The sequence below is a fragment of the Streptomyces panacea genome (assembly GCF_040560175.1).
In the GTDB taxonomy this organism is placed as follows: Bacteria; Actinomycetota; Actinomycetes; order Streptomycetales; family Streptomycetaceae; genus Streptomyces; species Streptomyces panacea.
Genome location: NZ_JARJHW010000228.1, coordinates 1 through 10970, shown reverse-complemented (window position 1 = coordinate 10970; position 10970 = coordinate 1). Strand labels below are relative to the sequence as shown.

Here is a 10970-nt window from a genome sequence, read left to right as displayed (position 1 = left end):
CGGGCGGTCCGGAGGCGAGCGCCGCCAGCGCGCGAACCTCCCTCGGCAGGGGGTCCACCTCTTGGCCGAGGCGCCACCCCGGAACCCACGGAATGCGGTGGACATCGGCCGCCGAACGCAACACGCGTATGCGTCGGCCGAGTTGGCGTGGCAGCCGGCCCGGCGCGTCGGCGACGAGTACGACGGCGACGAGGCTCACACCCACGGGGTGGTCTCCCGTACGCAGCGCGTTCAGGGCCTGGGAGGCCGCCCGGATACCTCCGGCGTGGGTGCGGGCCACGAGCAGGATGTCGGCGGGCTCACCCTCGGCGGGCTCGGGCCACCCGGTGCCCAGGTCCGCGCCGCCCAGTGCCTGCGCGAGCGTGCTCGCGCCGCCACCGCCGTGGGCGTTGACCCAGGCGATCCGCTGGCCCCGATGCGGTGAGGGCCCGCGTTCGGCAGGCGCGGGGGGAACCGATTGCACGGTCCGCGTTTGGGGGCGCCGTGCCGAGACCGCCGCCGGAGCGGTCTGCTCGGTGGCCGGTCCACGAATCCACATCTGCGGGCCGCCGGACGGCGCCGGTGGGACACCCATGAACGTCCACCCCTTCTCTCGGTTTCGAATGTCAGCGACGGATCCCGGATTGAACTGATCGGCCGCTGTGTCCGTTGCGCCGTGCGGGCTCGCGGTGATCCGTCGCGCAGCCACTACGGGAAATCGCGGGGCCTGGTTCAGAACTGATCGGAACAGGTTTCAGGGGCGTGCACGAAGGGAGCGACAGGTCGTGGGTGCAGGTGCCGGCGGGAAGGGCAAGCCCTCTGGGGGCAAAGGGGTGGACACCACCGTCGTCATCGCCGCCGGCGCGGTCGCGGGCGTGCCCGGGTGCGTGCTCACGCTTTTGATCGGCCTGGGCGCGCTGGCTGCGGCGGTCGTCGTGAGCGCCATCGGATATTTCTTCATGCCCCTGGTGATCATCTGTGACATTTTCGGCTGCGGAGGAGGTGACGGTGGGGCGAGTGTCGACGACGACCGGGTAGCCGAGGTGTTCGCCGGCGACGGGCGCGATGAGCTGAACGAAGCAGCCGTGCCCGCGCAGTTTCTCGAACATGTCAAGGAAGCCGGAGCCGAATGCGACCGGATCGGCCCTATGGTCATCGCCGCGCAGATCCAGTACGAGTCCCAGTGGAACCAGGAACTCGTCGGCCTCGACGGGGAGAAGGGCCTCTCCCAGCTACCGCCGGACAAGTTCGACGAGTTCGGCGAGGACGACGACGACAACGACGACACCTCGGCCCTGGACGCGGCGGACTCCATCAGGGCGCAGGGAAGGTATCTGTGCTCACTGTCCAAGGAGATCGAGACACTCGCCGCCAACAACAAAGTCAAAGGCGACCACTTGGACCTGACCCTGGCTGCGTACGACCTGGGCCTGAGCGCGGTGAAGCAGGCGAAGGGCGTACCGGCCAGCGGCGGCGCGCAGAGCTACATCTACGGCATCAGGAGCTCGTTCTCCCTGTACTCGGATGCCATCAAGCTCCCCGACGGAGCCGTGTACCCCACCATCTCCCCACTGCCGCGGGCCAGCGACAGCCCTTAGGCCGTGACCAGGACAGCGAAGGAGCCATTGGGTGTTCAAGAACCACATCGGCCAGGACCGCAACGGACAGAAAGCCGCAGAGCCGCGGCCGTCGCTGTTCTTGGAGGTGCTGATCCACCACGACGGCCGGGTGACGGTCGACGGTGCTCCCTTCCCCCTGCCCGACGGGGAAGCCGTCAACGTGGCGGTGCTCGACACGATGCAGCGCCGGGCACGGGCCGGGGGCGCGCCCATCGAGGCGGTGATCGTCGACCGGCGGGCCGGATACGCCACCCGGGTCGAGGTCACCGCCGACGGCGCGAGCCGGATCCTGCGGCACGAGAGACACCAGGAGTTGGCCGAGGCGGAGTCCCCGCCCGCAGCCGGGCCTGGGCACACCGGCACCCGGCCGACTGAACAGCCCCCCGTCGCACTGTCGTTGGCGCCCGCGTCCGTGCCCGCCGGACCGGCCGCTGAGAACACCCGGCCGGCCGACGCGGGCACACCGGTGCCGGTCCCGGACGAACTCGTCGAACTCGTCTCCCGCATCGGTCACGCCATCGACGCCGGAGCGAGAGAGCGGGCGGCGGCGCTCGCCTTCCGGTTGCGGGAACACACCGCGCGCACCTTCGGCGCCGAGCATCCGTACACGCTGGAGGCTCAGGCTCTGGAGGCGTACGCCGCGCACAAGGGCGGCAATCACGCCGCCGCGACGCTCGCCTGCCTCGAACTCGCCGGGATCCGCCATCAGCAGGGTGACCCACGCGCCCACGAGGACCTGCTGCGCGCGGTCGCCGTGTGGAGGCTGATCGACGATTTGCCGTCCGCCGTCGACCATGGCCGGGTCCTGCTCACCACATGGTCCCGGTTTGCCGAGGAAGGCAATGTGGCCGCGGGAGATGTCGAATTGGTGAAGGGCGTGGACCGGCGTATACACGCCCTCGTCAGTGAGTCCGCCATGCGCCAGGTTGACGTGGCCTGACAGAGAACGCGCAGGTCGGTGGGGGAGCGCCTCAGGTTGGGCGCTCCGTCTTCTGCGGTACGCCGCCTTCCGGTTCGGCTGAGTTCGGCCGAATCTGATGTTTAAACATCAATCAAACGTCAACGCGATGTGGAGTCTCACTCGTAACACTCCCCGCTCGAGGCCGTCGGGTTCGGCCTTGAGACCTGACCTTCCCCCGAGGTCATGGAGCAAGGGAGAATTACGTGAGCTTGACGGTGATGGGCTCTTTGGGAGCGGCGAGCGCTACTGAACGGGCGATGCGCACGCTCCATGACGATCAGGCGGGCGCGCTGTACGCCTACGTGGTACGGCTGTTGAACGGTGACCGTCACAAGGCCGAGGACGTGGTGCAGGAAGCCCTGCTGCGCTGCTGGCGGACACAGGACCTGACCGCCGGCCAGCCCCTGCGGCCGTGGCTGTTCAGAGTGGCGCGCAACCTCGTGATCGACGAATACCGGATGCGCAAGACCCGTCCCCAGGAGGTCAACGGCAACACCTGGCTGGAGGATCTCCTGACCAGGCCCGACGACGTGGACTGGTTGCTTTCCTCCATAGCCCTCAAAGACGCGTTCAAGCATCTGTCCCCCAACCATCGCGAAGCGCTGTACGAGACGTACTTCTCCGGCAGGTCGATGCGTGAGGCGGGCCAGATACTCGGCGTCCCGCCGGGCACCGTCAAGTCGCGTGTGCATCACGCGGTACGTGCCCTGCGGCTGGCTATGGAGGTTGTCGAGAGCGCGGGCGAGAGCACCCGCGACGAAGCCGACGGCAAGCCCGCGCGGTACTTGTCCGCCGCTTGATCGCGGTCCTCGGCCGTGCCGTGAAATGATGAAATCGGCCACGAGCCGGTGGGCGTCCCGATCGCGGGGCCCTTCGCGGAGGGGCCGGACTCAGCCTGCCTTCCGGGCGTCCACCGCAGGCCGTTCCCAGGTCGGAGTGGGGCGGGGGGTGGGGCTTCGCGGTGTGGGTGGATCCGCCACGGGATGTTCCCGCGCTGCCCCCGCCCCGCCCATGTGGTGTGCCCGCAGGAGCCACTCCCGGTGTTCCAGGGCCGCGTTGAGCGCGGCGCCTGCCCTGCCCGGGATCTGGTTGCGCATACGGATGACGGCGACCCCTGCGGACAGCGCCTCCTCGACATTGACGATCCGCATCCACAGCAGTTCGGCGCGGCCCGCTACCGCTTCGGCCTGTTCGGCGTCCCCTCGGTAGTGCCAGCGCTCCGCCACGTCTCGGTACAACTGGATGCCGCCGCCCGTGTCCCCGGACAGGGCGGTGGCCCGTGCGCGGACCTCACGGATGAGCAGTGTGTCGGGGTGGGAGACGCCAAGGACGCCCGTGGCCCGTGTGTCGAGCTGCGCGGCGAGCGTGCTGGCCTGGCCGGTGCGGCCCGCCTCAAGATGGCTCCGGATCAGGGCCAGGGATTCCGCGTACGCCTCGGCCCCCTTTCGCGCGCCGGTTTGAGGCGCGGAAGTGTCGGAGACGACCGCCGCGGCTCTCATCGGGCGTTTGGTCAGGCGTTTCCTCGACCCCGTGGTGCGCTGCCTGCCGACCGGGATCTCGCTCACTTCTCCCTCGGGCGAGATGATCAACTGCCATACAGAGCCGCCGGGTTCGACGGCCGTGGCCCGCACGGCCCGCCCGAGCCTGGTGGCGGCGCCCGCGACGACCTCTATGGCGGAGGCACGCGTGGCGTGCCCGGACGTGGGAATCAGCGGGCCGGACGCGAGGACCCGGCCGTCGTCGTGGACGGTGAGGTCGTAGACCGGCCAGGCCGGTACATCAGTGGAATCGTGCGTCGTCGACATGACGTTTCTCCCGTGCAGTTGGACGCCCGGCCCGATCCGAAAGACGGGACCTAGCGGACGGTCACGTTGGCGACCCTCCATGGCTCGCCGACCACCGTGCGGGTGAGGTGCACGTAGACCACGACAATGACGGGCTCACCTTTCCACCGCCCGTTCCCCGACGGGGTGGCGGTGACGATCCACTGGCGCCATGCCTCGGTCTCGGTGCCCGGGGGCCGGGCGGCGTCCTCGGCCTTCGTCAGCGCCACGGTCGTGTAGGCACGGTGTTCGACCCACTCCCGCCACTGGGCATCGGGGACCGGGGGCCGGTGCGCGCGTAGTCGGTCCGCGTACGCCCGGGTCAGCCAGCCGGCGTCCGCGGCGCGCAACCCGGCGTCATGCGGCCCTCGGTCGGTGGCGGCGTCGAAGGTCCACAGACTTGTGAGCGCGCCCCGGCTGACCGCGTCGGCATCGGTCCGGTCCACATCCTGAGGGCGGATCGTCGTTCCGCGGGGCTTACCGGTGCCCTTGGGTTTCGGGAGTACGGGTGGGTTCGTTCGGGTGGCGGACGGTGTCGGGTACGGTCCGGTGCCGGTCGCCGCCGGAGCCGTGAGCGCGCGCTCCTCACTGCCACTGCCACTGCCACTGCCACTGCCACCGCCGGAGCCGGAGCCGCAGCCGCCGGCCGGGAGGCCGAGCGTGATCACCACCATCGCGGTGGCGCCCCATGTGCGCGGGGAAGTCATCCGAACCGCCTGATCTTCTGGGGCTTGCCGGCGTAATAGGGCTCGTCGAGGTTGTTGATCTTGACCACATCACCGGTCCTCGGCGCGTGAATGAACTGCCCTCCGCCGATGTAAATGCCGATGTGGTCGTAACTGCCGCCCAGTTGGAACCCGATCACGTCGCCGGGCCGTATGGCTTCGCGGGCCACCGCTTCACCGGAGAGGACCTGGAGCTGGCTGACGCGGGGGAGGAGGACACCGCCGCCAGTGGCGTGGTAGACGGCGTTCTGTACGAGGCTGGAGCAGTCGAACCCCACCGTGTTCGCGCCCTGGGCGAATCCTCGGCCGGGGCCTTCCGGCCCGCCGCCGCCCCACGAGTAGGGGGTGCCGAGCCATTTCTTGGCGTTGGCCACCACCCGGTCACCGAACGAGCTGCCGGTCTCGGCCGGTTCGCTGCCGGTGTACTTGGTCATCGACGTGATGATTCTGGTGACGTAGCTCTGGGTCTCCGGGATGGGGGGTACTCCCTTGAACCGTTCGACCGCTCCGGGGCCCGCGTTGTAGGCGGCGAGCATGAGCCGGGTGGGGTCGTCGCCGATGTTCATCTTCCTGACCGTGTCCGCGAGCCAGCAGTCGTAGCGGGCCTGCGTCATGATCGCGTCGCCCGGGGTGAACGGGTCGGCCACGCCGTCCGGTTCGGGACTGCCGTCCTTGCCGGCCGCGTCCACGCCCCACGTCGCCCAAGTGCTGGGGATGAACTGGCTGAGCCCTTCGGCGCCGGCATGGCTCACAGCGGTGGGATCCCAACCCGACTCCGCCTCGATCTGCGCGGCCACCAGCGGTGCGCCGACCTCCGTGCAGAGACCGCCGGCACGCTCGATCCACGTCACGTACTCGGGCGGTATGCGTCCGGGCTTGAGCCCGGTGACCAGTCCCACGGGTTCGATGTCCTGCTTGTGACCCACTGCCCCGACAACCGACAGGCCGACCAGGGAGCCGACCAGGCCCAGGACGGCACCTCCTATGGCTAGCACGGCCGGTCTCGTCCGGCCGGGAAGGACATTCACCGGCGATCTCCGGCGTGAGGGGCGAGCCCCTGCGGAGAGCTGGAATCGAACATGAATAAATCAGTCCCTATGTGACCTAATTCCAACAAGAGTTGCTTATTGCGACTTATCATCTTGTGTGTATTATTCGGCCCGTTGTTGTTGACGGTCGAAGGAGACGCCTTGGCAGGGGAGGTACCGGTCGTCAATCCCTGGTTGCCGCAGTCGGGCCGTTCGGGGGGCATCAACGGGAAACCCGGGCCATCGGTTCAAGGAGTGCCGAGCGGACTTTCCGGTCCGCGAGCACCTCAGGGCTCCGGAGTCCCGCGGCCGGAGCGGGCGCTGCCCGTCGCAAGTCCGCCGCTGAGCGACGGTCAGTCCTGGTGGTGGCTCGGTGTGCACGGCGGCGCGGGTGTCAGCTCGCTGGAGCGGGCCGTGCCCGGCGGCCGTGACGCCGGACGCGCCTGGCCGGTGACCCAAGACAGTCAATCGGTCGTGCTGGTCGCCCGCTCCACGTCGCACGGTCTCGCCGCGGCGCAGAACGCCGCTCAGCAGTGGGCATCGCGCATGGTCACCGGCATCGACCTGCTGGGCCTGGTCGTGGTCGCCGACGCTCCCGGCCGGCGCCCCCGCGTCCTGCGGGACCGGGTGTCGCTCGTCTCGGGCGCCGTGCCGCGGCTGTGGGAGATCCCCTGGGTGGAGCTCTGGCGGCTTGGCGAGCCGCAGCTGCCCAAGGAGTGCCTGCTCCTTGCCCGCGACCTGACCCGACTCACTCAACCCACCTAGAGGGGAAACGAGTTGTCCACTCTGATGGCGGCCTTTTTGGACGCCTCGCCGTATATGGCCCATGTGGTCGGAGCTCCGGCGCCCCCCTCGGGCGTGCCCGACGTCGGCGGGGGAGAAGCACCGCCCGGAGCCCAGGACTTGCTGAAGGTGCTGAGGTGGGTGGCCTGGACCGTGACCATCCTGTGCGTCGCGGGCATCTTCGGTGTCGCCGCCCGGATGGCTGTCGACCACACCCGGGGAGGCGGCCGTGACCATGCCAGGGGACTCGGATTCGTCCTGGGGGCGTGCCTGCTCGTCGGCTCCGCGTCGGGCATCGTCGGCGCGTTCATCTAGTGCCGCGGCAGCCGGGGTTCGTCCCATCGCGACGCCCGGCACGCGCTCTCGCCGCACCGGCCGAAACCTGGGGCGGATCGGCCGACCACCCCGCCAACCATCACCTGACCACCCATGAGGAGGGGGAGGAACCATGGCAGACCCCGCCACCCACACGGCGGCCGAGGAGCCGCGAAGTCCCTGGCTGCGCGGCGGCTTCGTCCTCGCCGCCGCGTTCATCGGCTTCGTGAGCCTCGTCGCGGGAGCGGTCGTCTTCACCTCGGACGTCTCCGGCACGGACGCCTCCGGCAAGGACGGGGCACTCACCGCCTCCGAGCCTCCTGTCGACCCGGTCGCTGCCCCGCCGTCGTCCGCACCCGTCGGCGGCGAGGGGTGCCCGCGCCTCCCCGACAAGCGGCAGGAGGTGCCCACCGCCGCTCCACGAGGCGTGACCTGGGCACTGTTCGGCGCCGTCGCCGTCCCCGCGTCCGAGGAATCGGGCCCGGCCGTGACCGGGGAGGACGTGGCGCGGTGCTACGCACGTACTCCCGTCGGCGCCCTGCTGGCCACCAGTCAGATCAGCGTGCGTTACGTGGCGGCCGACGACTGGCGGAAGGTGACCCGGGCCCAGACTGTCGGCGCCGGCCGCGACGCCTACATAGCCGGACGGACCGAGGCGGAGAAGGAGTCGCCCACGAACCCGGACGGCGGTGCCCACGGGCAGATCGCCGGATTCAGGTTCGTCACCTACGACGACAGCACCGCGGTCATCCAGAGCGTGTGGCGGTTTCCCGACGGCGCGATGCAGGCCGCCACCACGACCGTGCTGTGGCGGGACGGCGACTGGCGGCTGGAGTACCCGGCCAACCCCGCCGCACCCACCCCGGTCGGCTCCCTCGCGGGTTACGCCGAGTGGGGAGGAGTCTGATGGCGGGCTGCGACTTCGGCTGGGTGACTCCCTCGGTCGGCGGCTACTGCGTGGGCGACGGAGCCGGGACGGCCCCCAAAGACCTCGGCGACAGCGCGTTCGACGACATCGCCGAGAGCGCCGCCGAGGCGGCCAGCACGACCGTCAAAGCACTGGGCAGCGCGTGGATGAACCTGGGCACTCCCGATCTGAGCGACGCCGGCGGACCGGTGGCGTTCCTCCAGGGCTCCACGCTGTGGATCACCACATTCACGGCCGTACTGTGCCTGCTGGTGGCGGCCGGACAGATCGCCTGGCAGCGCCGTGGCGAGTCGGCCCGGCAGGCTCTTCAAGGGCTCCTCAATCTGGTGACGGTCTCCTCGGTCGGAGTCGCCACCGTCGCCCTGCTGACCTCGGCGGGGGACAAGTTCAGCGTCTGGATCATCGACAGGTCCACGGGCTGTAGGCAGATCAGCGCCACCGGGGAGCCCGTCGCGCAGTGCGTGGGCGAGTTCGAGAAACGCACCTCGGCCATGCTTGCCCTCGGCGGCACGGACTCGTCGTTCCTCGTCCTGATCATGGCCGTGCTGGTGATCACCGGCACCGTGGCCCAGATCGCGCTGATGATCGTGCGGATGGCCATGCTGGTGATCCTCACCGGGACGCTGCCCCTGGCAGCGGCGGCCAGCTCCACTGCCGCCGGACGGGTCTGGTTCCGTAGATCCGTGGGCTGGCTCCTCGCGTTCGTGCTGTACAAACCGGCCGCAGCCGTCGTCTACGCTGCGGCGTTCTCGATCAGCGGCCAGAAGCAGGACAACGAGGTCGTCTCCATGGTCTCCGGGGTCGTGCTGATCGTCCTGGCCTGCTTCACGCTGCCCGCGCTGATGCGCTTCGCCTCCCCCGTCGTCCAGGCGGCGGCCTCCGGTGCCGGCCGCGCGGCCAAAACCTCCACCGCAGCGGGCGGGACGACGGCAGCGGCCACCGGGGCGATGGCTGTTCCCCACCTGCGCAGTCCGGCCACCGGACGATCGGTGGCGGGTGCGGCGGTGAGCCCGGAGGCCACCGGCGCGCGAACGGACGGTTCAAGGATCGCCCGGAGCGCCGCGGGGGCACAGGCCTCGCCCGACCAGCAGCGTGCCACAGCCGGCCCTGCCCGGCCGGAGACGCGGTACGTCGCCGAGACGCGGGACGGCACTGAGACGCGGTCCGAAGACCGGGAGGAGACAGGGGCACGGGTGCCCGTCCCGGTCCGGCAGTACCCCGACGACCAGCAGGAGAAGGTCCATGACCGCTGAAGAACTCACCACACGCACCTACGGCAATTTCCGCAAACCGCGCACCTCCGGGCTACGCGGGTTGTCGCTGGGCACGACGCTGCTGCTGCTCACCGGACTGATCGCGGTGGTGCTGACCACGCTGGTCTCCATCTGGGCCGCGCTGAGCCTGGCGGTGTCACTGGCGATGTTCACCGCCGCGCTCGCCTTCAAGGACCGGCACGACCGTACGCTGATGAAACGCGGCGCCGTCCGCCTCACCTGGTGGCGCACCACCCGTTCCGGCGGCCACCTCTACCGGTCGGGTCCGCTCGGCCGCACCGGCTACGGCACTTGCGAACTGCCCGGCCTGGCGGCCGAGTCGACGCTGACGGAGGCCCAGGACGGCTACGGGCGCCCCTTCGCGGTGATCACGATCCCGGCGACCGGCCATCACACCGCGGTCATCTCCTGCGACGCGGACGGATCCGCCCTCGTGGACGAACGCCAGGTCGACACCTGGGTGGCCCACTGGGGCCAGTGGTTGTCCGCCCTCGGCTCCGAACCGGACCTTGTCGCCGCCAGCGTCACCGTGGAGACCGCTCCCGACTCCGGGGTGCGGCTCCAGCAGGAAATCGCCGCCAACACCGTCGCCAGTGCACCCCAGTTGGCCACGGAGATGCTCCACGAGGTGCTGGCCGCCTACCCCGCGGGCTCGGCGAGGATCGCGACACGGATCGCGTTGACGTACTCCGGCGCGGCCCGCCCCGGCACACCCCGCCGCAGCGCCGAGGAGATGGCGCTGCACATCGGGACCCGCCTGCCGGGTCTGACCGCCGGGCTGTCCCTGACCAGCGCCGGCACGGCCGTACCGACAACCGCGACGGAACTCGCCGAGATGGTGCGCGTCGCCTACGACCCGACTGTCGCGACTTTGGTGGAAGAAGCGCAGGGCACCGGGGGCACCGGACTGACGTGGAAGGAAGCCGGGCCCATGGCCGCCCAGGAGGCTTGGGACCACTACCGGCACGACGGGGCGTTCAGCGTCACGTGGGCCATGACGGAGGCCCCGCAGGGCGAGGTGTTCTCCAACGTCCTGACCGGACTGGTGCAGCCCAACCGCGACATCGCTCGCAAGCGGGTCACGCTCCTGTACCGCCCGCACAGTCCGGCCGACGGCGCCCGCGTCGTCCAGCAGGACTACAAGAACGCGCTGTTCAGCGCCCAGCAGCAACAGATCGGCAAGGCGCGTGAGGACGCGGAGGTGATCGCGGCCCGCAGAACCACCGAGGAACAGGCCCAGGGACACGGGGTGATCCGCTTCGGCCTGCTGATCACGGCGACCGTCAACACGGCCGCGGAACTCCCGAAGGCCGCCGCGGCGATCGACAACCTGGCCCCCGCCGCACGTATCGCGGTGCGGCCCGTTTACGGCTCCCAGGCGGCGGCGTTCGCCGCGGCGCTTCCTCTTGGCCTGGTGCTCCCGCTGCACACCGCCCTGCCGCAGACCGTACGCGACGCCATGTGACCTGGTGTGACGCTACGTCAGAGACGAGACGGAGACCGGCGCGAACAATGAGGAGCATCTGATGGCACGC

General features: G+C 70.1%; 12 protein-coding genes. 8 read left to right on the top strand and 4 right to left on the bottom strand.

Annotation, left to right across the window (positions count from 1 at the left end; translation table 11 throughout):
* A partial coding sequence (locus P3L51_RS32400) for a DUF6668 family protein (RefSeq protein ID WP_354608910.1) occupies nt 1–463 on the bottom strand: 463 nt, incomplete at its 3' end.
* A gap of 349 nt (nt 464–812) precedes the next feature.
* On the opposite strand from P3L51_RS32400, the gene P3L51_RS32395 reads away from it, so the two are divergent.
* The 3 genes from P3L51_RS32395 (at nt 813) to P3L51_RS32385 (ending at nt 3359) form a co-directional block, all read left to right on the top strand.
* Nucleotides 813–1577, top strand: coding sequence for a transglycosylase SLT domain-containing protein (locus tag P3L51_RS32395; RefSeq protein WP_354608909.1), 765 nt, complete (start codon nt 813–815; stop codon nt 1575–1577).
* 31 nt (nt 1578–1608) lie between these two features.
* Complete coding sequence (locus P3L51_RS32390) at nt 1609–2538, top strand: hypothetical protein (protein WP_354608908.1); 930 nt, start codon at nt 1609–1611, stop codon at nt 2536–2538.
* Between the two features lie 224 nt (nt 2539–2762).
* Nucleotides 2763–3359, top strand: a complete 597-nt coding sequence (locus tag P3L51_RS32385; RefSeq protein ID WP_354608907.1) for a sigma-70 family RNA polymerase sigma factor — start codon at nt 2763–2765, stop codon at nt 3357–3359.
* Nucleotides 3360–3449: 90 nt separating this feature from the next.
* Here P3L51_RS32385 and P3L51_RS32380 read toward each other — a convergent pair whose 3' ends face one another.
* From P3L51_RS32380 to P3L51_RS32370, 3 genes are read right to left on the bottom strand one after another with little or no spacing between them, the layout of a single operon-like run.
* Nucleotides 3450–4364, bottom strand: a complete 915-nt coding sequence (locus P3L51_RS32380) for a hypothetical protein (RefSeq protein ID WP_354608906.1) — start codon at nt 4362–4364, stop codon at nt 3450–3452.
* A gap of 50 nt (nt 4365–4414) precedes the next feature.
* Nucleotides 4415–5089: a hypothetical protein gene (locus P3L51_RS32375; RefSeq protein ID WP_354608905.1), complete on the bottom strand. Its 675-nt coding sequence runs from the start codon at nt 5087–5089 to the stop codon at nt 4415–4417.
* Entirely contained in the window at nt 5086–6102 is a 1017-nt protein-coding gene (locus P3L51_RS32370; protein ID WP_354608904.1) for a C40 family peptidase, read from the bottom strand. The genes P3L51_RS32375 and P3L51_RS32370 overlap by 4 nt, the downstream gene beginning before the upstream one ends.
* Before the next feature lie 288 nt (nt 6103–6390).
* Here P3L51_RS32370 and P3L51_RS32365 point away from each other — a divergent pair, with 288 nt between their 5' ends.
* The 5 genes from P3L51_RS32365 (at nt 6391) to P3L51_RS32345 (ending at nt 10900) form a co-directional block, all read left to right on the top strand.
* On the top strand, nt 6391–6900 hold the full coding sequence (locus P3L51_RS32365; protein ID WP_354608903.1) for a DUF6668 family protein: 510 nt from the start codon (nt 6391–6393) through the stop codon (nt 6898–6900).
* Nucleotides 6901–7059: 159 nt separating this feature from the next.
* The gene (locus P3L51_RS32360; protein WP_354608902.1) at nt 7060–7233 is read left to right on the top strand and encodes a hypothetical protein; all 174 of its coding nucleotides are present in this window, start codon (nt 7060–7062) and stop codon (nt 7231–7233) included.
* Nucleotides 7234–7366: 133 nt separating this feature from the next.
* Nucleotides 7367–8140 carry a DUF8175 domain-containg protein gene (locus P3L51_RS32355; protein ID WP_354608901.1) on the top strand — a complete coding sequence of 258 codons (774 nt, stop codon included), beginning with the start codon at nt 7367–7369 and terminating at the stop codon, nt 8138–8140.
* Nucleotides 8140–9414 carry a TrbL/VirB6 family protein gene (locus tag P3L51_RS32350; RefSeq protein WP_354608900.1) on the top strand — a complete coding sequence of 425 codons (1275 nt, stop codon included), beginning with the start codon at nt 8140–8142 and terminating at the stop codon, nt 9412–9414. The genes P3L51_RS32355 and P3L51_RS32350 overlap by 1 nt, the downstream gene beginning before the upstream one ends.
* Entirely contained in the window at nt 9404–10900 is a 1497-nt protein-coding gene (locus P3L51_RS32345) for an SCO6880 family protein (RefSeq protein ID WP_354608899.1), read from the top strand. The genes P3L51_RS32350 and P3L51_RS32345 overlap by 11 nt, the downstream gene beginning before the upstream one ends.
* The last annotated feature ends 70 nt before the right edge of the window (nt 10901–10970 follow it).